We start from the raw sequence: 21,656 nt of genomic DNA on the forward strand, positions 1-21,656 counted from the left end.
CGTGCGGACTGTATTTCCGCGCAAAGTCCTTACGCCTTCACAAGCTCCGGCGTTTCCCCGGTGCTTACGCCCTTCGGCGCCGCCTCTGTGGATGAACCTTCCGGCTTCGCCGCCCCTTCAGCGGGAACATCGGCCGGTTTCTTCTTCCCGGCCAGCAGGAAGACGAACGGAATGCACACGATCGCCGGGATGGCGGAGATGAAGAACGTGTCAGCGATTGAACGGGCCAGCGCCTCAAGCTGCATGACGCCTCCGAGCACGGAAGCGGCAGCCCCCGAAGCGGTCGCCGTATCGACACCCCACTGGTAGACCATACCGGTCAGACCCGAGATCGTCTGGCTGGCCACGAAGGAATCCACGGAGACGCTCTCCGAGATGTGCTGGTAATGAATCGTCTGGCGGTTGCTCATGATCGCCGTCAGCAGCGCGATGCCCATGGACCCGGCCACTTGGCGGCACACGTTCGACAGCGGCGAAGCGTTGCCGATCTGGCTCGTCGGGATCGCGTTCATGCCGGCTGTAGAGAGCGGCATCATGCAGAGGCCGATGCCGATGGCACGGATCGTCAGCAGCACATTGAGCCAGTGATTCGGCGTATCCACCGTGAGATGGTGCAGCTCGAGTGTCGTCGCCCCGAGGATCGTCAGCCCCGTAATCCCGAGCGGCAGAATACCGAAGCGGTCGAACAGCCGGCCGGAGATCGGCATCATCAGCGCCATCGCGATCGACTGCGGCAGCAGCACGAGGCCGGTCTGCATCGGGCTCAGCGACTGGATGCTCTGGAGATACACCGGCGTCAGGAACGTACCGCCCATCATCCCCATCATGACAAGCGATGAGGCGATGACGGAGATCGTGAACTTCATGTTGAGGAACAGCCGCAGATCCATCACCGGCTTCTCCACGTTCAGCTCGACCCAGATCAGCAGCAGCAGGCTGAACACCGCAACGAACAGCAGCGAGATGATGTAGAGCGAAGTCCAGCCCTCGGACTGCCCTTTACTCAGGGCGAGCAGCAGGGAGCCGAAGAAGGTCATCGACAGCAGGGCCCCTGCCGTATCGAATTTCAGGCCCTTCACCGGCGGCGAATCCTTCAGCAGAATGCGTCCGAGAATGACAGCCAGGATGCCGATGGGAATATTGATGAAAAAAAGAACACGCCAGCTGTAATGCTGGATGAGATAGCCGCCGAGCGTCGGGCCGAGTGCGGGGGCCACCATCGCGGCAACCCCCCACAGGCCGAGCGCAGCACCCGTCTTTTCACGCGGGAAGGTCATGTAGATGATCGTCATCCCGACCGGCATGATGAAGCCGCCTGCGAAGCCCTGGATGATCCGGAAGAAGATCAGCGAGTTGTCGCTCCACGCCAGTCCGCAGAGCACCGAACCGATGGTAAAGCCGGCAACGGAGAATACGAAAATATTTTTTGCTCCGAACCGGGCTCCGAGAAAGCCGCTCATCGGAATAACCATCGCCGAAGCCAGCATGTAGCCCGTGATGACCCATTGGACCGTACTTACCGATGAACCGAAAACCGCGACGAACTTGTTCAAAGCCACGTTCATCAGAGAGGAGTTGAGTACGGAGACGAAGGTCCCCATGACAATAGCGATGAGTGCAAACCACATGCCGCTGGAAGCGGCGGGCTGCTCCGTGTTGCTTGCCGGAGTGTCGGACATGCGCGTACCTCCTACTCCGCCTTCAAGGCGGTACCCTCAGCAATCGCTGCGTCCGGGTTCACTACGATGGACTGTCCGGCCTTGAGCTCGCCGCTCTCCTGCACGTACACCCACTCGGCGTTCTTGTCTTCCGTCTTCACTTCCGCCAGCTTCGCCTTCCCGTTATCCGAGAGAACGACATAGCTCTTGCCATCGCGCTGCAGCACGGCCGACTTCGGCACCTCGAGCTTCTGCTCCGTGCTGCCCGCGGTCACGACTTCCGCAACCATACCGGCAAACAGTTTGCCTTCCTGGTTGTCGACCGTCACCTTCACCGGGAACGAGCTCGTATTCGGTGTCGCTACCGGGGAGACGAAGGTCACGGTGCCTTTGAACGGCTGGTCGCCGGCTGTCGGCACCTTCACCTGAACTTCCGTGCCCGTCTTGATCTTCGCAATCTGGTTGTCGGCCGTGCTGACTTCCACCTGCACGCGGTCCATCTTCACGACGGAGAAGAGAGCCGCTCCCGCTTGGGCCATCTCTCCCGGCTGGATGCTGCGCTTCACAACGATTCCGTCCACCGGAGCGGTCACCGTCGCATTATTCAGCGAAGAGTTGGCGAGCTCCAGGGCCGCGGACAGCCGGTTCACTTCGGCCTCCGTCGCCTTGAGCGTATTGTCGGTCGCCCCGCTGCGGGCCAGCTCCAGCTTCGCCTGGGCCGCTTCCACCTGGGCGCCGGCCGCTTTGTGCGCAGCCTGGGTCTGCTCATAGGCGGTGCGGGCTTTTTCGTATTCAAAGGTGCCCTTGTCAAGGTCTTCCTTGCTCACCGACGAGGAGCTGTCATACAGGTTGCGCAGCCGGTTGTACGAGCTGGTCGCCAGGTCCAGCCCGGCCTTGGCCTGCTGTACCGCCGCCCCTGCCTGCTCCTGCGCGGCCTTGGCTGCCGCAAGCGCACTCTCCAGTGCCGCGATCTCCTGCGGCCGGGCTCCCGCCTGCAGGTCCGCGAGCTTCGCCTGCGCGCCGGTCACACCCGACTGCGCCTGCCGCACCTGCTGCAGCAGGTCGTCGGTCTCGAGCTGGACGAGCACGTCGCCCTTATGCACGGCGGCGCCCTCCTCCACATTCACGGCAGCGACTTTGCCCGAACCCTTGGAGACCACCTTCACCTCCTGGTCGGGAATGATCTTCCCGCTGAGGCTCACCTGCGACCCCTGGGCCAGCTGCATCAATTGGTAGGAGGCTTTCGCTCCGGCGGCCGCATGCCCCGGATCCGTACTGCATCCCTGAAGCGCCCCTGCCAAGGCAAGGGACAGCAGCGCGGGAGCCCAAAGTTTATGATTACGATTCATGGCCTATACTCCTCTACTTGTCTCTATCTCACGATGGGATTAGTTGTCTTTGACGTTGATCTTGATCACCGTGCTCATGCCCGGCGCCAGATCCAGTCCCTGCTGGTCATCGACTGCGATTTTGATCGGAATGCGCTGGGTGACCTTCGTGAAGTTGCCGCTCGTGTTCGTCGAAGGCAGCAGTGCGAAGGTCGACGCCGTCGCCTTGCCCACCTCGGTCACGGTCCCCGTCAGCGTCACGCCCGGATACGTGTCGACCTTGATCTCTACCTTTTGGCCGTCATGCACGCGGTTGATGTAGGTCTCTTCAATGTTCGCCGAGATGTACAGCTTCGACTTGTCGACCACCATCGCCACCGTCTGGCCCGGGGAAGCGACTTCGCCCGTGTGGATGAGCGTCTTGATGACCGTGCCGGAGATCGGCGAACGCAGCGCGGCCTGGTCGAGCATCTGTACCGCCAGGTTGCTGCTGTCCTGCTGCGCAATAATCTGATCCGCCAGTACCTGGTCGCCTTCTTCGACGGACAGCGAGGTCACTTTGCCCGTAACGCGCGGCATCACTTTGTAAATATCCGCCGTCAGTCTCGCGTCCTCGGTCGACACATAATGCTGGCCGTTATACCAGAAGTAGCCGCCGATCCCGCCGCCGATGATAACCATCGCGGCCAGAATGGTGTATAAAACGCCTTTTCGTTTCATGCTTTCTTCTCCTCAACCTTCTTCTCCATTTGGTTCAAAATCAGATTGACCGACTCGGACACCATATCCAGCTCTTCCGGGGTCAGGCCGCTGAGCAGCTCCCCATAGGCGTGCTCCTCAAAGAGTTTATAGCGTTCCTTCGCCTCTTCCAGCCTCTTCGTCTTATGAATCCAGATCACCCGCCGGTCCTGCAAATCCCCCACGCGCTCCACCCAGCCGTCCCGCTCCAGCCGGTCGACAATGCCCGATACCGTGCTGTAGGAGAGCTGTACGGCTTCCACAATCCCGCCGATCGTCTTCGGCTCTTGGTATACCTGAATCATGACAAGCATCTGCGGAAGCGTCAGGCCGATTTCCTTCAGCCTCTCGCTGCGGACGGCATGCATTCTTGCCGTGAGCTCCCGGATCATTCGAAAAAAACGCCCTTCGAGCTCCATCGTTCCACTCCTCCTTCTCCCTGCAGGTATGTAAAAACGGAACAGAGCGCCTACTTCGTCAGGTTCTGCAGTGCGGTGCGGAACACCCGGTCCACAGCGGACAGCTCCTCCTCGGTCACCCCTTCAAACAGCCTTGCGCCAAACGTTCGCTTGAGCTCCCGGATCGCCGCCGTCGTCCGCAGTCCTTCCCCGGTCAGCTGCAGCGACACCACCCGGCGGTCTCCCGCCTGCCGTGCGCGCTCGATCAGGCCCTTTTCCACCAGCTTGTCGCACATGAAAGTGGCCGCGCCCGAGGTGACACCGAGGAACTCCGTGAGGGCCGACATGCTCAGCGGCCCGCGGTCTTCCATATGAAGCAGCAGATTGGCCTGAGGGCGGGTGAGCATCATCGGGCTCTCCGCATTCCATCTTGCGATAAGCCTCCGCTGAAGCTGCCGGTGTACCTCTTCCAGCCGCTGCAGGAGGGCATCCTGCGTTTGTGATTCCGTCAAAAACTCCCCCTCCTCCGCCCAAGGCGCAAGAACTCATGCTTTACCGATGATTAATTCATAATTAAATATTTTGTACTTCGAAATAAATAGTACTAAAAGAATATAACAGATGCAGTGCTTCCATGGGAACTTGAAAAAAAGACGATATTCTTTTAAAAACAGGGGTTTGTGCCCGATAAAGCGGTAAAAAGCCCTGCATGCTCAGGCACACGGGGCATTCATCGCTAAGACTGGGGAGCATCGGGAAATTGCACGCCGGTTCGTGGCTGGGGTTAATGTGGGGGTGCTGGAAAAGGGAGTTGAGGGGTTGCAAAGGGAGAAGAGGGTTCAGTCATGGCCATCTGTTCTAACGGTTATGTCAAGAAAACGCACCTTCTATGGTCATAATCGGTTGGAGGGGGAGGCCGGAGCAGCCTGTCTAATGATAAAAAAGCCGCTTGGACGAAAGGCCCAAACGACTTTTGTTGTTATCCGTATCATAGGCCGGCGGGCGGCCCGGGGAGACCGCTGAAGCTCTGCGGCTCTGTGCGGCAGCTACCCCTGCTGTCCCAGCAGCGGGGCCAGCTCCTCCCGCATCGCGCGCTCCAGGTACGGGTCCGCGTGCAGGAAGCTCCGGAACGCCGTATACTCAGCGGCGAGCTTGCCGGTCTCGGCCTGCGTCAAAGGCTTGGCCGACCGCACCGCGCGGATGAGCAGGTTCTTCGGCGTATGCTCGAGATCGATGAACTCGAGCATCTGCGTCTTGTAGCCGAGCAGCTCGAGAAGCTTGGCACGGATTGCATCGGTCGCCAGAGCGGAGAAGCGCTCCTTGAGGATGCCGTGCTGCAGCAGCGGGGAGAGCACATCGCTCTGCACCTGCCGGAACAGCTCGTGCTGGCAGCACGGAACCGAGAGGATGACGGAGGCGCCCCAGCGCACGGCCTTCTCGAGCGCCGCGTCGGTCGCAGTATCACAGGCGTGCAGCGTCACGACCATGTCGACCTGGCGCAGCTCATCATACTTGGCGATGTCGCCGACCAGGAAGCGCAGCTCTTCATAGCCCAGCTTCTGCGCGAGGAGCGAGCAGTCGCGGATCACGTCTTCCTTGAGGTCGAGCCCGATGATCCGCAGATCGAAGCCGTGCATGACCTTCAGGAAGTAATACATCGCGAAGGTCAGGTACGATTTGCCGCAGCCGAAGTCGATGATGTTCAGCGTCCGGCCCTTCGGCAGATGAGGCAGCACGTCGGCGATCATCTCGACGAAGCGGTTGATCTGGCGGAACTTGTCGTACTTCTTCGCGAGCACCTTGCCCTCGGCGTTCATGATGCCAAGCTCGACGAGGAACGGCACCGGCACGCCCTCTTCGAGCGTGTAGTTCTTTCGCCGGTCATGTGTCAGCTGCACGGAGGCCGCCTGCTTCGTCGGCGGCTTGCGCAGAATGCCCAGCTTGCCCTTCTTGCTGACGAGCACCTGGTAGTCGGCCTCGCCCGTCTGCAGCAGCCCTTGGCGGAACTGCTCGGCCAGCATGACGCCAAGCTTCTCCTCGGCTTCCGCCGGCTCTGCGTTCTCGTGGAGTACCTTCGGGCCGCAAAAGGAGCTGAACTGGTAGTGCAGCGCGCCCTTCAGCTCCACTGGTTTGACCGTAACTTTGGTGCAGCCGCGCCCGGTGGGATCCGTGCTCCTCACCTGGCTGAGCGTGGCCTGGATGAGGGTACGCTCGCCGAAGATCCGGCTGAGCAGCTGCGGTAATTGGATGTCCTGCATGGATGTCTGTTCCTCTTTTCGTTGGCATGCTGCGGGCATGCGGTAGTTAGGTGGAAACGGCCGGGGATGCGGCGGATGCCAGATTGCACGGCGGTCCGGCACTCTCGGCGGATGCCGTCCGTGCGGTGGTTATCCGCCACTCTCGGCGGATGCCGGTCCGCTCGGCGGTCATCCACCACACTCAGCAGCCGATCCGTGCGGCGGATAACCGCCACTCTCGGCAAACGCCGACCACACGGCGGTTATCCTCCTCCACGCGCAAGCCTGCTCGCAGCATTCGTTATCAGCCCTCCGCTTGCAGAGGTGCTGTTGTGCATTTTTTCGAAATAGAGGAACTGTGATGCGCTATTTGCCCATTTTCAGGGACCCTATAGGAAATAGAGGAACTGAGATGCCTTATTCGCTCCTTTTCCCCGATTTAGGGGAGATTTAGGGGGCGATAAGATACCTGAGTTCCGCTATTTGGCCATGGGCCCTGTTTTGTGGGCGAATAAGGCACTACAGTTCCGTTATTTTGCAGCGGTGAGTCCGGCAGGGCGGGGCAGCCCAGGCAGATCAGCGGACTGGTGATACGCCGATCCCCCACTGGTTCAGCCTTCGTCGGCCCAAGACCGCGGCAGAGCGATAGTAAGTATACGGGCTCGGGACAGCCAGGTTGATGTGTGTCTGGATTCATCAACGAGGCCTGCAAGCCAGCCGTCCGGGCCTTCCACCACCGCGCGCAGCCGGCCGACCCTCGCCCTTCAGCAGCGGATTGATGCTGTGCGCGCTGCTACAGTCTTCGACCAGCGCCACCCGCTCCGCCAGCCGCCTACTTCACCCCGCCGGCCGGCTTCAGGTGGATGATCTTGTCGTCATCCTTCTGCGGATTGCCGCGGCCGTCGCGGTTGTTGGTCAGCACGTACAGCGAGCCGTCCGGGCCTTCCCCTACCGCGCGCAGCCGGCCGAGCTCGCCCTTCAGCAGCGTGTCGATGCTATGCACGCTGCTGCCGTCTGCGGCCAGCGTGAAGCGCAGCACCTGCGTGCCGCGGAGGTTCGCGGCGAGGAGAGCGTTCGCCCACGGCCCCTTCGTGACGAAGGTGATGCCCGACGGCGCCCAGGTCTCCTCACCGCTGTGCGCAAGCGGCTTCTTCAGCGGGCCGGGGCCCAGCTTGCCCTCGTCGCCCGGCTTCACCGCCGTCTCGTCGCCTTGGAGAAGCGGCCAGCCGTAGTTGGCTCCGGGCTCGATCAGGTTCAGCTCGTCGTGCGCCGTCTGGCCGTGCTCCGTGCTGTACAGCCGGCCCGTCACCGGGTGCCACGCCAGCCCCTGCGGGTTGCGGTGCCCGAGGCTGTACACCGGAGAGCCCGGGAACGGGTTGTCCTTCGGAATGCTGCCGTCCGGAGCTATCCGGAAGATTTTGCCCGCGAGCACCTGCAGATCCTGGGCATTCGACGGCGTGCCCGCGTCCCCGTTGGTGACGTAGAGCATCCCGTCGGGGCCGAACTTGACCCGGCCGCCGTCATGCGTGCGCGCCGCAGGGAGTCCGTCCAGAATGACCTTGTCCATCCCGATCCGGCCCCCGCTCTCCTTGAGGCGGACCACCTGGTTGACCGGCTTACCGTCGCGCGTATACGTATGATACACATAGATATACCCATTAACCGCGAACCGGGGATCGAGCGTGAAGCCCAGCAGCCCGGCCTCCCCTTCTTTATACAGCGTCTTGTCAAAAGTGAACACAGGCTCCGCCGCCAGCTTGCCGTCCCGGATCACACGGAGCGAGCCGCCGCGCTCGGTGAAGAAGATCCGTCCGTCCGGAGCGAAGGCGATCTCCCAAGGCACATTCAGTCCCGTGGCGACAACCTCCTGCGTATAGGGAACAGCGGCAGCCGGTGCATCTGCGGCTCCGGATCCGGGTGCCGGTGCGGTGCCTGCCGCAGGGGCCGGCTTGGTTCCCGGCGCCTCACACCCGCCGAGCGCCAGCACGCCGGCCAGCAGGGCAGCCGTCCATCTCAAGGAAAGCATCACGCGAAGATCCTCCTTGGCTTTTCTTTTTATTATACCAAAAAAACACAGCCGTCTCCCCTCCAGGGAAAACGACTGTGTTCACGAGCGGCGGCCGGTTATCCTTCCACACGGGCCCGCAGAGGCAGCTCTTCGGGCGCCGCGGCCCGCTCTTCACCCACCCCGTTAAAAAACAGGTTAAGCACGATCGCCGCCAGGCTACCCGTGATAACCCCGTCGCTCACAATGATGCGCAGGGCGGGGGGCAGCTGCTCGAACAGGTTCGGCACCACGGTGACGCCCAAGCCGAGGGAGATCGAGCAGGCGATGACCAGCAGGTTGTTCTGCCGGCCGAAGTCGACTTCCCTCAGCATCTTGACGCCGGAGGAAATGACCATTCCAAACAGGACGACGGTCGCTCCGCCGAGCACCGGTGCAGGGATGATTGTCGCCAGGGCGGCAATCTTGGGAACGAGCCCGAGCACGACGAGAATGAGGCCCGCCGCGACGACGACGCTGCGGGTTTTGACCTTCGACAGCTGGACGAGTCCCACGTTCTGGGCGAACGTATTGTACGGGAAGGCATTGAACAGGCCGCCGAGCGCAATCGCCAGCCCCTCCGCCCGGTATCCCCGGGTGAGATCGCTCCGGTCCAGCGGCTGCTCGCAGATCCGGCTCAGCGCGAAGAACACGCCGGTCGACTCGATGATGATCACGATTCCGACGATGATCATCGTCAGAATCGGCGCAATCTCGAACGTGGGCGCCCCGTACACAAGCATCTGCGGAAGGTGGAACCACGAGGCCTCGGCCACGGGAGCGAGCGACACCTTGCCCATGAAGGCCGCAGCCACGGTTCCCGCCAGAATGCCGATCAGCACGGACAGCGAACGGAGGAACCCGCGGGCATACCGCTGCAGGACCAGCACGAACGCCAGCACGCCGAAGGACAGCAGCAGATTGGCCAGGCTGCCGAAGTCGGCCGCTCCGCTCCCGCCGGCCATGTTGCGGATCCCGGTCGGCACAAGCGACAGGCCGATAATGGTGACGACCGAACCCGTGACCACCGGGGGAAACAGCTTCACCAGCCGGCCGAACATCCCCGCGAACAGGACGATGAACAAGCCTGCGGCAATAATGGCCCCGTAGACGGCCGTAATGCCGTACTGCGTGCCAATGCCGATCATCGGCGTTATCGCTACGAACGAGCTGCCGAGCACCACCGGAAGCCCGATGCCGAACACTTTATTTTTCCAAGCCTGCATCAGGGTTGCGATGCCGCAGGTCAGCAGATCGATGGCCACCAGATACGACAGCTGTTCCCCCGTCAGATGCAGGGCCCTCCCTACGATCAGCGGCACGAGAATGGCTCCCGCATACATCGCCAGCACATGCTGAAGCCCGAGCGACACAATCCTCATCTTCGATACGTCCGTTTCCACCAGCATTCCTCCCCATGAACTCGAAGGGCCGCCAACACGTGAGTCCGCTCAGGAACCGCCGACCCGACCCTCTGTTATCTCTCCCCCACTATACCGCCTGTGGCATATAAAATAACACGGATGAGCAGCGTTTTCGTCTGGGCATACAGATTCACGTACGTTGGTTGTGCAGGATGCCGAATATGTACGGGTTGTCCCTGATGGATATGACATGATGCGTTACTTTCCATCGTGCCGGCTCTATCCAAATAACAAAAAAGCATCCCATCCCATTCAGGGACAAGATGCGATTAAAATAAGGGCAATGTGAGCCTCCGGCCCTTCCGGTTCAACCACAGCGGACCAGCCCCGGCCGCCATGGTCGTCCGGCCCTCTCTCTTCCCGGCTCAGTCCTTCACCGAGCCCTGCATCAGCCCCGCGATGAACTGGCGGGAGAAGAGCGTGAAGACGACGATCAGCGGTACGGTGGCCATCAGGGTGGCCGCCATGACCATCGAATAGTCGGTGCTGTACACCCCGTTCATCGAAGCGATGAGCATCTGCAGCGTGAACTTCTCCTGCACGGAGATCACGACGAGCGGCCACAGGTAATCGTTCCACGAACCGAGGAACGTAATGATCCCGAGCGTGGCGAGCGCCGGCTTCAGGATCGGCAGCGCGACCAGCCAGTACAGGTCGAACGAACGGCAGCCGTCGATCCGCCCTGCGTTGATGAGCTCGTCGTGGATGACCGAATCCGTGTACTGCCGCATCCAGAAGATGCCGAAGGCGCTGGCGGCGCCCGGAATGATCAGCGCCTTGAGCTCGTTGATCCACCCGAGCTTCTGCATGATGATGAACTGCGGGATCAGCCCGAGCTGCTGAGGCACCATCATCGTGAGGAGCAGGAAGAGGAACAGGGGCTTTTTGGCCGGAAAATCGAACTTCGCAAACGCAAACCCCGCCATCGAGCAGAAGAACAGCACCATGGCCGTATGCAGCACCGCCACAATCAGCGAGTTGCCGAAGGACTGGAAGAAGCCCACGCCGTCCAGGACCTTGTTAATGTTAACAAGCAGCTGGTCCCCCGGCAGCAGCCGGGGCGGGAAGCGGAACATATCCGCCGTCGTCGCCGTCGACATGACGAACAGCCAGTAGAACGGGAAGAGCGAGGCAAGCGCGCCAAGCCCCATGCCCGTATACACGAGCGCCGAACCGAGCCAGGCCGTACGTCGCGGGGACGCGGACTCCACACCGAGATTTCGTTTGACCTCCACCGTATTGGCCGCCATCTACACCCGCTCCCCTCTCGACACGAATTTCCAGTTGATGAACGAGAAGGCCCCGATGAGGATGAACAGCACCCAGGCGATGGCCGAGGCATACCCGAACATCTGGTTCACGAACGCCTGGTTATACAGGTAGAGCACCAGCGTCAGCCCGCCCTTGGTGGCGCCGCCCGAGTTGCCCGTCAGAATCATCGGCTCGGTGAACAGCTGCATGCCCCCGATCGTCGAGAGAATGACCGTGAAGAGAATGATCGGCTTCAGGAGGGGCAGTGTGATCGAGAGGAACTGCTGCGTCTTGGACGCCCCGTCGATCGTCGCCGCTTCGTACAGGTCGTTCGGAATGCTCTGCAGGCCGGCCAGGTAGATGATCGCGTTATAACCGGTCCAGCGCCAGATGACCATGAGGGATATCGCCGCCTTGACCCACAGCGTGTCGTTGAGCCAGTCGATGCGGGGCAGCCCCGCTGCTCCGAGCAGCCCGTTGATCAGGCCGAACTCCGTGCCGAAGAACGAACCGAAGATGATGGCCACCGCCACGATCGAGGTGATGTTCGGCAGAAAATAAATCGCCCGGAAGCCGTCCTTGAACTTCAGGAACGCGGCGTTGAGCAGGAAGGCCACCACCAGGGCGGCGAACAGCTGCGGCACCGTCGACATGAACCAGATCGCGAACGTGTTGCCGACCGAGATCCAGAAGTCGGGATCGTCGGTAATCAGGTTCGTGAAGTTGCGCAGCCCTATGAATTTCATCTCGCCGAGCCCGTCCCATGCATGGAACGCAAGGTAAAGCGAGAAGAGAATCGGGAAGAGCCCGAACACCATGAACAGCAGGTAAAAAGGCGAAATCATCAGATACGGCGCCAAATACGGACGCAGGCTTTTCATAACGCGATCACTCCTTTCCGGTGGCGGAAGGCCGGGAATCCAGGCGCGGGGGGGCCTCATGCAGCCGCACCTGCGCAGGAGGGCGGAAGACGGCCTCCCCGGCCATCCCCGCATGCTCCGCTTTCCGGATCCCGGAAGGCCTCCCGGCCTTCCTTATTTATTTTTGAGCTTGGCTTTGGCTTTCTCGACGAGCGCCCAGAATTCTTTCTCGGCGTCCTTGTTCTTGTCTACGGCGACGGCCTGGAGACCGTCCCCGATGATTGTATCCACCGTCGCGTAATCCGGTCCCTTGCGCTGGACCTTGACCGCCTTCGCCACTTCGGAGTACAGCACGCCGAGCTTCTGGCCGCCCCAGAACTCATACCCGGTCTCCGTGAACGCCTTGTCGCCGTAGACCGACGGAGTGGACGGGAAGTTGCCCGAGATTTTGAAAATTTCCAGCTGCTGCTGCGGCGATACGAGCCAGGAGATCGCTTCGTACGCTTCCTTGCTGTACTTGCCCTGCTTCGGAATCATGAGGAACGAACCGCCCATGTTGCCCGTGCCTTCTGGAATTTTGGCCGCACGCCACTTGCCCTTCGTGTCCGGGGCCCGCGTCTCGACATGCCCCCGGCCCCAGGCCGCGGAGATGTATGTGGCGATCTTGCCGGAGTTGAGAGCCGCCGAGTATTCCTGCAGCGCGTTCTTCTGGTCGTACGTGCCTGCAATGCCCATCTCACGCGACTTTTTGAAGTAGTCCAGTGCTTTTTTCACCTGCGGATTTTTATCGATAATGAGGTTGTTGTCCTTGTCAAAGTAGAGCTCGTCGCCCTGGTCGCGGATCGCATTGTAGAGCTCGGTCGGGTTGGAGAGAATGTCCGCGCCGGTCTTCTCCTTGAGCACCTTGCCTGCCGCCAGGAAGTCGTCCCACGTCTTGATCTTCGCCGCGACGTCGTCCGGTTCGAACGGCAGTCCCGCCTGCTGGAACAGGTCCTGCCGGTAGTAGAGCACCATGGGCCCGATATCCGTCGGCAGCCCGAGCTGCTTGTCGCCGGCCATGGACTGCTTCCATTTCCAATCGAGATAATCCTTGGCGATGTCCTTCGCCCCGAATTCGTTCAGGTCGTAGAATTTGTCGGGATACTTCGTGAACTGGTCCAGCTGGGAGATATCGACCATCGCGATATCCGGTGCCCCGGAGCCGGCCGACATGGCGGTCAGAAGCTTCTTGTGCGCATCCTCCCACTTGTAGATCTGCGGCACAATCTCGATATTCGGGTGCGTGCGGTTGAATTCCGGAATGATTTTCTCGAATGAGGCGCCCTGCCAGAACCACATCTGCAGCTGCACCTTCTTGCCGCTGTCCCCGCCGCTGCCGCTGTTCCCGGACGCTGCCGGGGTGCTGTCGCCCCCCCCACAGGCACTGAGTACCAGCATGGACGAGAGCAGCACCGCAGCCGATGCCTTGCCGAACCGACGAATCCTCTTCATCAACATACGCTCCTTTCCGTATAGAGCCCCGACCCACCATCTATTTGCTTCGATCCCCCGACGTTTCGTGTGGAAGCCCTTACATTTAGTATAGGGACGGAGCCGTTTTCCGTATATGTGGCAGATCTTCGATTTCTTGGAGATATCACAGGAACCTGGACCGGACTCCAACCGGAACCCCGTCAGGTGCCCGGCGGAGCCTTGCAGATCTCCCTAGGCACCCCCGGCGGAGGCCCGGTAATCGTTCGGCGACTGCCCCTCCACCGTCTTGAACAGGCGGCTGAAGTAAGCCGGATCCTTGTAGCCCACCTTCTCGCATACTTCATAGATCTTGAGCTGCGTCTCCCGGAGCAGCCGCTTCGCTTCCGTGAGCCGGTGCTGGGTCAGGTACTGGGAATAGGTCATGCCGGTCTCCTGGTGGAACAGATTGCTGAGATAGTTCGGGTTGATCTGATGATTCTGGGCAAAATCCGTGAGCTGCGCCGCCCCGGCATATTCACGGTGGACGTAGCCGAGTAGTGCGCGCACGACCGGCGCCAGCTTCCCGCCCGCATCCCCTCTGCGGGAGAGCTCCGTGAAGCCGAGAGCCGCCATCGAGCGGATATACATCAGGCTGAGGTCCTTGATGTCGTCGGTGCATCCGCCGTACCCCGTCTTCACCGGCACGCGCAGCTTCTCCTCCATCCAGACGGCCGTCTCCCGGACTTCCCGCTCCCAGGCAGCCTTATCCTCCCTCGGCGAGAACAGCACGATGGTTACCAGCCGGTTTTCCACGCAGACCACGGCCGGCCCCAGCCGGTTGAACGCCTCCTCAGCGCAGCCCCGGATAAAATAGCGCACCGATGCCTCTCCAAGCGACTGCAGATCCTTGGTGGAGAAAGAGACGAGCACGATTTTCTCGTAAGGGGGGATGAGGCCCCGGTCAAAATCCGGCAGCGGCACATCGTGCAGCAGATCGTGGATCCGCTTCTCGAGCAGGGCCCGGTGACGGATGGCATCGACCTGCCGGACCTCCTTCCGCTGCCGGTACTTGCCGTAGGAGGTGCTGTAGATCTCCTCCAGCTTTTTCTTCGAGAGGGGCTTCAGCAGATAGTCGGCCACCCCATACTGCACCGCCTGCCGGGCATAATCGAACTCGGCATGCCCGGTCAGCACATAAACCTCCGTCTCCGGATACGCGCTGCGGATATGGCCGGCGAGCTGCAGGCCGTCCACCGCCGGCATCCGGATGTCCGTAATCACGAGCTGCACCGGCTGGTTCTCGAGCAGCTGCATCGCCTCCCGGCCGTCGCCTGCCGCCAGCACCCGGTCGACCCCTTCCATGCGCGACAGCAGCCGGCAGACCGGCTCCCTGACGCTCGCTTCATCGTCGGCTACCATGATCGTGAACACAAGGCCTCACTCCCCTTCGGATCTTTGTGCTGCTCTCATCTGCTCTTCGATGCTGTGCCATACCGCATCCGGATCGGCTCCCTCCGCCTCCACCCGGTGCAGGCCGTCCCGTACGATCCGGTCCAGCCTTGCGAACACCGCCTCCTCATACTCCCCCTTATACCGCAGGGCGGCATGGGAGTAGATCTGCCCGACCGGTGCGCCATTGAAGAACGCATCGCGCACCTCCAGGAAGGCGGTCGAAGCGTAGGATTCCGGCGTGGATGGGAAGCTCCCGCCGCTCTTGAAGCCCTCGAGCTGCTGGGGCGGAGCCGTCAGCCACCGCACCAGCGCGTACGCTTCCTGCGGGTACCGCGAGGAAGCCGGCACCGCCAGGAAGGAGCCCATCCAGCTCGACGGTTTGCCCGGGGCACGGGTGAGGTCCCATTGGCCGGCCGTGGCGGGTGCGTTCTTTTTCATCAGCCCGTGCAGCCACGAAGGGGCCAGCACGGCGGCGAAGCGCTTATTCACCGCGCCCTCGGCCCACGCCGGGCTCTGCGAAGGCAGGCCCGCGTTCAGCCCGAGCCGGTGGAAGCGGACCGCGGTGTCCCAGGCTTCCCGGATGCGGTCCGTCTGCCCGGTATCGAGCGGTCGGCTCTCCTCCCCGGGATCAGCCGCGGTGCCGGCAGCCGGCAGACCCGCCTCCTCCCGGGCTCCTCCAGGCTGTGGTGCATCCGGAATGCCGGAGCCTCCCGTGACGCTGTTCACGTCGTACTGGTTGAGGTAGGTAGTGTACACATTCGTCAGGTTATCGAACAGGGCCGCCCCGGTCCGCTCCTTGAGCTGCAGCCCCGCCTGCTCGAGGCTCTCCCAGGAGGACAGCAGCTCCGCCAGCTCCTCCCGGTCCGTAGGCAGCCCGGCTGCGGCGAACAGATCCCGGCGGTAAGCCAGCGCCGCCGGACCGATATCCGCCGGCATGGCGAAGAGCATGCGGCCGTCCCGGCCTCTCCCCCTCGGCGCCACTTCCAGTCCAGATAGTGGACCCGTTCATCCCCGAATTCGTAGAGATTGCGGAAGTAAAGGGGAAAGCGCTTAAGTTCTCCCAGCTGATAGGCCTCGAGCAGGACGGCATCCGGCGCTTCCGATTGGGTGGCGAAGGCCGTCACGAGGCTCGGCAGCAGGTCGTCATACTGAACCGTCACCATCTCTACGTCAATCCCCGGATGCTCCGCCACATACCGCTTCACGAGCCCCTCGTAGCCGCTGCCGGCCCGCACCCATAAGCGCAGGGTGACCTGCGGCGATGGAGACGCCACCGCCGGCAGCTGCACCTCCTGCGGCGTGCAGGCGCTGAGGAGCAGGCTGATAAGCAGCAGCCACGCAGCCGGAGCCCAAAGCCGCCAAGGTCTCCGGGGCTCCCGGGAGATCCTCCCCAGCCTCCGGTACCTTGCGGCTCCTATTCGCAGCACATCAAGCCGCACCGCCATCCCTCCTTTCCTCTATCGGCTGGCGCCCTACAGGTGTGCCGTTCAGCGGCAGCGTAAGCTCCACCCGCAGTCCGCCGAGCGGGCTGTGGCTGAGCCGCAGGCCGTGCGGCTCCCCGAAGAACGCGCCGATCTGCCGGTGCAGATTCGGCAGCCCGATGCCCCGGCCGCTCTCTTCGGCCACGGCCTCCGTGCGGATGCGCTGCTCCAGCTCCTTCAGCTGCGCCTCGCCAAGCCCGGCGCCATTGTCCTCCACGGAGCAGTGGAGCGTGGAGCCCTCCGCACGGATCGCTACCCGCAGCAGCCACTCCCCGCCTTCCTTGTTCTCCAGCCCGTGATGGAATGCATTCTCAACCAGCGGCTGGAGAAGCAGACGCGGGACGGGCTGGTCCTCCAGCCCTTCATCCACGTCCATAAGCACCGTGAACTGGTCCCGGTACCGGGCGCGCTGCAGGAGCAGGTACCGCTCCAGCTGCTCGAGGTCCTCGCGCAGCGGCACCAGCTCGCTCGAAGGGTGGACGCTGTAACGCAGCAGATCGCTCAGCGCCAGCGTCATCTCCTGCGCATCCTCCCGCCGTCCGTCCTCGATCGTCCAGTAGATCAGGTTCAGCGAGTTGTAGAGAAAATGCGGCCGGAACTGCGCCTTCAGCGCCACCAGCCTCGCCCGCTGCTCACTGATCTGCTGCTCGGAGAGACGCTGGATCACTTCGTCGAGCTGGGCGACCATGCCGTTGTAGTTCGCATAGAGCTGGGTCAGCTCGCGGCTGGCGAACCGCCTCTTGACCGGCAGCAGCCGCCCCCGGCCGACCCGGTTCAGCCCTTCCGCCAGGCGGCGGATCGGCCGGGTCAGCGTCCAGCTGTAGAAGGCCGTCAGGACCAGGGCAATGCCGGCCCCCGCCGCCATCGTCACGAGCACATTCATCCACATCTGCCTCGCGTCTCCGTAGAACGCCTCCTTGGGGAAGTAAGCAATGACCGTCCATCCACTGTAAGCGGACTTCGCATAGGTCACGTACACCTGCTGCTGCTCCTCCCTCGTCCTCCATTCGAAGAAGGGAGGCGTGCTTCCGCCGAACCGGGAGTACAGGGCCACATCCGCCGCCGTGCCGATCTCCCGCGGCTCCGTCGAGTAGACGATATTGCCCGAACGGTCCATCACCTGCACCTTGCGCTGGACGCGCTGCCCCGTCTCTCCGATAATCCGGTTGATCTTCTCCACCGGGAACACAATGAACTGGTCCCCGACCGTCTCGAGGGTCGCGCGGTCCTTCACCTTACGGGCCCCGATAATCGCCGGGATCTCGCCGTCGCGCCACGCCGGGCCGTACACCCACAGCATGCGCCCGTCCTGCGTCGACATCCGCCCGTACCACGGGGTCAGGGAGACTTCGTCATGCTGCCTCCAGAACAGCTGGAGGGCATCGCTGGACGCATAGATCCTTCCGTCCCGGTCGAACAGGTGCACGAGCATGTCATTGGCCAGATAGCGGGCCTTCTCCGCCATATACCGGCCAAGCTCCAGGGGGTCCGGGAACGGACCGCCTTTTGCCGGAGCCGTCAGAGCATCCTGCACCCGGGGATCGAACGCCAGCATCTGCGAGAACTGGTCGTACTGACGCAGGAGCACGTCGATCTTGGCGGAGAGCTGCTCGACCGACTCCTGCGTATACCCTGCCGTCCGGTTCATGACCAGCTGGGAGGTCAGGCGGTAGTTGAACATGTTGGTTAAGGCGATCACAAGCACCGCTATGACGAACATCCCGGCCAGCAGCTGCACGAAGATCGGCAGGGGCCGCCCCAGAAGCCGCATCTGTCTCACCTCTCCTCCGGTGCCGGATGACCTGCATTCGCAGGGTCCTTACCGGTATATGTTGAATATCCGGCCGCTGTCCCTCCGGAGAAGAACGCAGTTTCGGCCGACAGCATGCTTGGGTCAATTTATAGGTATGCGCTTTCATTTGTGTGGTTAAGAAAACCGGAGGCAGACTTCTCCCCCGGCCTGATCCAGCCTATGCTTCCTTTCGCTCCAGGAATCTTACTTCCCAAGGAACGACTCCAGCATCCAGACATGCTTCTCAAGCGAGCTGTGGATCGCGAGCAGCATATCGCCTGTCGTCTCGTCGCCCACCTTCTCCGCGAGCGCCATGCCTTCCTTCAGCTCCCCGATCACGATGCCGAAGTCCGATACGATCGACGCCACCATCGCTTCGGCACTCTCGCCGCCGTTCGCCTCGCGTACGCTTGCCTTCTCCAGAATTTCGCGCATGGTGGCTACCGGCTCGCCCTTCAGAGCCAGCAGTCTCTCCGCGAGATTGTCCACGTGCAGAGCCGCTTCCGTGTAGAGCTCTTCGAATTTCGTATGTAGGGTGAAGAATTGAGGACCTTTTACGTACCAATGGAAGTTGTGCAGCTTGATGTACAGCAGGCTCCAGTTGGCGATCTGTGTGTTAAGCACCTCGGTCAGGTTCTGGGACATAGCAAAGAATCCTCCTCGTCATTTTCTTCCAATCGTCGTACCTCAAACTAAGCATATCACACTACGGAAGGTGCGTATATTGTTCTTCCGTCCCTTGTCCGGCGCGCCCTTTCCGCTCTCGGGGGAACATTCTGTCCCTTCGGCCCGGAAGCTGTCGAACAGTGGGAATATTTGTTTCCACGTGGAACAATGCTTCGGCATCTTTCTTCCTGAACCCTCTTACTATGGCAGAATTCGCCTCGGTTTATCCGCCGGACGCCGGGATCTGACGCACCTCTTCCCGCCGTTTGAAACCAAGCGTGGTCATGGAAAATAAACGCCTGTGCCGTCTAGGGCGAGGTGCGTATAACTTTCCGACATGCCAAAAAAGGCCCCCGTTTCCCAAGAAACGAAGGCCTCTCTATTATCGCTGCAATCAGCTGTATCGGGAGATAAGCTCGCGAAGCTCGCCCGCAACCGACTGGGCGCCGCGGCGCAGCTCGCTGCCCGGAATCGTGAAGCGCACGAAGCTCTCGTCGGTCTCCATCGCTTCCGCGAAGAGGCCCATGAGGCCGCGCGCCTTGCGGTCGATCTGCAGGAAGAGCTCCAGGTCGTCGCCCTTCTTGAAGAAGAGCACTTCGAGCTCGTCAAGCTGGCCGCGGAAGTGGTTCGTCGGCACGAACTCGAACTCCTGCACGAACGGCAGGTGTCCCCCGAGCCGCGGCGCATAATCATTCGTCACCTCGCGGAGCCGGAAGCCGAGAATGTCGAGGGCATCCAGAACCGTCTGCATGTGCCCGTAAGGAACGATTTCGATGTGGTCCCGATCCGTCGGGTCGACCGCGTTTGCGATATCGAGCCCGGTTTCGATCCAGACGTTCGCCCCTCTCAAGGAGATCGGCGCGTAGTCCGGGATGATGAAGGAGAACGGAATTTCGCGGCGCTCTCCCGCTTGGACGAGGAAGCCCTCGGTGACGCGGATCTTGGCCACTTCGGCCGTCTTGCGCACCTTCTGATCGTTCTCTTCCTTGATGTACTGCGTTTTGATATAAATATAGATCGAGTCGACCTGCTGCTCGGTTTGTCCGCCCTGAATCACCACGACGCCGCTCAGTTCGCCTCCGACCGTCACCTGCGCGTTATGCAGCTGGGTATCCACCTTCGCCGATCCGATCCCCACGCTGGCCAGCACTTTCTTGAAAAACGACATTCCATCCGCCTCCTTAGCATCTTGGCTCCTTCGAGCCGCATATCCCTTCTTACGCAGGGGTCCTCCGGCGGTTTCAGCCCCTCAGCAGGATTCTCCCCGTTTCTTGACGGCCCGGTAGCCCCGGCGTACGGCATCCATCACGAAGTCCGGCACCGGAATGCGGTGGAGCAGGGGCACCCGGAGATAGAAGCGTTCGTAGGCCTTTTTGAGATCGCTCCACATCCGGCATTCGTCGGTTTTGAGAAAATCCGAGACATCGACCACCATCCCGCGGCCTTCCTTCATCATCACGTTCTTCCCGTGCACATCGTGAGGCCTCAGCCCCCGGGCCGCCGCATAAGCCAGGGCTTCATCGATATCATCGATCACCCGGCGCGGAATCGGAATGCCCTTGCGCACGCAGTCATAGAGGGTGACGCCCTCGAGGCGCCGCAGCACCAGGTAGCTCCCCCCGTAATGGTAGCATTCGGAGTACGCCGGATGCCGGCCGAGCCGCCGGTACACCTCCGCCTCCTCCTGAAGGCCGGGGCGCCCGGGAGCATAGATCTTGATGACAAGGCGCGGATAGTCCGGATGCGATACCACCACAGCATAATTGCCTGCGCCGACCAGCTTCCACGGCTTCGGCAGCCGGTGGACGACGACCGGCTCATGCAGGCGCTCGCTGGCGACGGACAGCCCGGGCAGCAGCTCGCTCTCGATCCGGTCGATCAAAGCGGAGAAGTGGCCGTCCGCCCCATAGGTCATGGACTTATCCCCCATAGAAGCCGGCCGCACTTCCCTTCACCCCGGGACGCGCCCGGAACAATCCGCCGGCCTGCGGCTGCTCCGCCAGCTGCTCGTCCGGAATCCAGCTTCGGGCGGTCGTGATGTAGAGCTCGCTGTAGTCCTCGCCGCCGAAAGCGCAGGAAGTCACCTGGGCCGCCGGGACCGGGATGCGTCCGATCCGCTCGCCCGTCTGCGGATTCCAGCGGGACACCTGCCAGCCGCCCCACTCGGCGATCCACAGCATGCCCTCGTTATCGACCGTCATCCCGTCGGGGAATCCCTTCTCCCCCTCATAGGAGATGACCGTACGGCGGTTCGAGATCCCCCCGGTCTCCCCATCATAATCGAACGCGTCCACCCGGCGGGTCGGCGTATCGATGTAATACATCGTGCGGTTGTCCGGGCTCCAGCCCAGCCCGTTCGAGGTTGTAATCCCCTCCAGCGCGCGGCGCAGGCTTCCGTCCGCTTCCAGACAATACAGGGAGCCCGTCGGCTCACTCTCCTTCATATTCATCGTGCCGGCCCAGAAGCGCCCCGCCTCGTCGCATTTGCCGTCGTTGAACCGGTTGCCTTCGATCCCCTCTTCCGGGTCGCCCAGCTTCGTGAGCTGCTCTGTCTCCAGGTCCAGCCGGTACAGACCATACTGCATCGCCAGCACCAGCCCGCCCGCCGTACGCGGCACGGCCGCCCCAACCCGCTGCTCCAGCTGGATGGTCCGGTGGTCCCCGGCCTCCGACGGATCATAGTAGTGCACCCGCCGTCCTTCAATGTCGACCCATAGGAGCCGCCCGGTGCGGTGATCCCACACCGGCCCTTCCCCGAGGGCCGCCCGTATATCCCATACCAGTTCCGCCTTCGCCTGCATGTCCCCCATTGCTCTAGCGTCCTCCTCTTCCGATGCCGTCCGGCAATCCCCATTTGCTTCCATTGTAGCATAGG

General features: G+C 61.9%; 18 protein-coding genes. All 18 read right to left on the reverse strand.

Annotated elements, in window-relative coordinates; all coding sequences use genetic code 11:
• Positions 1-29: 29 nt before the first annotated feature.
• Positions 30-1,679, reverse strand: a complete 1,650-nt coding sequence (locus PM3016_RS35535; protein WP_014372644.1) for a DHA2 family efflux MFS transporter permease subunit — start codon at positions 1,677-1,679, stop codon at positions 30-32.
• An 11-nt stretch (positions 1,680-1,690) separates the two neighbouring features.
• Positions 1,691-3,007, reverse strand: coding sequence for an efflux RND transporter periplasmic adaptor subunit (locus PM3016_RS35540; RefSeq protein ID WP_014372645.1), 1,317 nt, complete (start codon positions 3,005-3,007; stop codon positions 1,691-1,693).
• 39 nt (positions 3,008-3,046) lie between these two features.
• Entirely contained in the window at positions 3,047-3,706 is a 660-nt protein-coding gene (locus PM3016_RS35545; RefSeq protein ID WP_014372646.1) for an HlyD family secretion protein, read from the reverse strand.
• Positions 3,703-4,143: a MarR family winged helix-turn-helix transcriptional regulator gene (locus PM3016_RS35550; protein ID WP_014372647.1), complete on the reverse strand. Its 441-nt coding sequence runs from the start codon at positions 4,141-4,143 to the stop codon at positions 3,703-3,705. Before PM3016_RS35550 ends, PM3016_RS35545 begins: the two co-directional genes overlap by 4 nt.
• Positions 4,144-4,193: 50 nt before the next feature.
• On the reverse strand, positions 4,194-4,634 hold the full coding sequence (locus tag PM3016_RS35555; RefSeq protein ID WP_014372648.1) for a MarR family winged helix-turn-helix transcriptional regulator: 441 nt from the start codon (positions 4,632-4,634) through the stop codon (positions 4,194-4,196).
• Positions 4,635-5,168: 534 nt separating this feature from the next.
• Complete coding sequence (locus PM3016_RS35560; RefSeq protein WP_014372649.1) at positions 5,169-6,380, reverse strand: class I SAM-dependent methyltransferase; 1,212 nt, start codon at positions 6,378-6,380, stop codon at positions 5,169-5,171.
• Between the two features lie 811 nt (positions 6,381-7,191).
• On the reverse strand, positions 7,192-8,385 hold the full coding sequence (locus PM3016_RS35565; protein ID WP_014372650.1) for a PQQ-dependent sugar dehydrogenase: 1,194 nt from the start codon (positions 8,383-8,385) through the stop codon (positions 7,192-7,194).
• 98 nt (positions 8,386-8,483) lie between these two features.
• Complete coding sequence (locus PM3016_RS35570; protein WP_187297990.1) at positions 8,484-9,812, reverse strand: nucleobase:cation symporter-2 family protein; 1,329 nt, start codon at positions 9,810-9,812, stop codon at positions 8,484-8,486.
• 380 nt (positions 9,813-10,192) lie between these two features.
• Positions 10,193-11,077 (reverse strand): carbohydrate ABC transporter permease, encoded by an 885-nt coding sequence (locus PM3016_RS35575; protein ID WP_013921363.1) that lies wholly within the window; start codon positions 11,075-11,077, stop codon positions 10,193-10,195.
• Positions 11,078-11,959, reverse strand: a complete 882-nt coding sequence (locus PM3016_RS35580; protein WP_013921364.1) for a carbohydrate ABC transporter permease — start codon at positions 11,957-11,959, stop codon at positions 11,078-11,080.
• A 153-nt stretch (positions 11,960-12,112) separates the two neighbouring features.
• Positions 12,113-13,429 carry an ABC transporter substrate-binding protein gene (locus tag PM3016_RS35585; RefSeq protein WP_013921365.1) on the reverse strand — a complete coding sequence of 439 codons (1,317 nt, stop codon included), beginning with the start codon at positions 13,427-13,429 and terminating at the stop codon, positions 12,113-12,115.
• Between the two features lie 213 nt (positions 13,430-13,642).
• Positions 13,643-14,821, reverse strand: a complete 1,179-nt coding sequence (locus PM3016_RS35590; RefSeq protein ID WP_013921366.1) for a response regulator transcription factor — start codon at positions 14,819-14,821, stop codon at positions 13,643-13,645.
• Positions 14,822-14,827: 6 nt separating this feature from the next.
• Positions 14,828-15,790: an extracellular solute-binding protein gene (locus PM3016_RS35595; protein WP_014372651.1), complete on the reverse strand. Its 963-nt coding sequence runs from the start codon at positions 15,788-15,790 to the stop codon at positions 14,828-14,830.
• 480 nt (positions 15,791-16,270) lie between these two features.
• Positions 16,271-18,094, reverse strand: coding sequence for a cache domain-containing sensor histidine kinase (locus PM3016_RS35600; RefSeq protein ID WP_014372652.1), 1,824 nt, complete (start codon positions 18,092-18,094; stop codon positions 16,271-16,273).
• 225 nt (positions 18,095-18,319) lie between these two features.
• Positions 18,320-18,760, reverse strand: coding sequence for a Dps family protein (locus tag PM3016_RS35605; RefSeq protein WP_013921370.1), 441 nt, complete (start codon positions 18,758-18,760; stop codon positions 18,320-18,322).
• 415 nt (positions 18,761-19,175) lie between these two features.
• Complete coding sequence (locus PM3016_RS35610; RefSeq protein ID WP_013921371.1) at positions 19,176-19,949, reverse strand: sporulation protein; 774 nt, start codon at positions 19,947-19,949, stop codon at positions 19,176-19,178.
• Positions 19,950-20,030: 81 nt separating this feature from the next.
• Positions 20,031-20,696, reverse strand: a complete 666-nt coding sequence (locus tag PM3016_RS35615; protein WP_013921372.1) for a serine/threonine protein kinase — start codon at positions 20,694-20,696, stop codon at positions 20,031-20,033.
• 4 nt (positions 20,697-20,700) lie between these two features.
• Entirely contained in the window at positions 20,701-21,591 is an 891-nt protein-coding gene (locus PM3016_RS35620) for an SMP-30/gluconolactonase/LRE family protein (protein WP_013921373.1), read from the reverse strand.
• Positions 21,592-21,656: the final 65 nt, after the last annotated feature.

The sequence above is a fragment of the Paenibacillus mucilaginosus 3016 genome, assembly GCF_000250655.1.
GTDB lineage: Bacteria > Bacillota > Bacilli > Paenibacillales > NBRC-103111 > Paenibacillus_G > Paenibacillus_G mucilaginosus.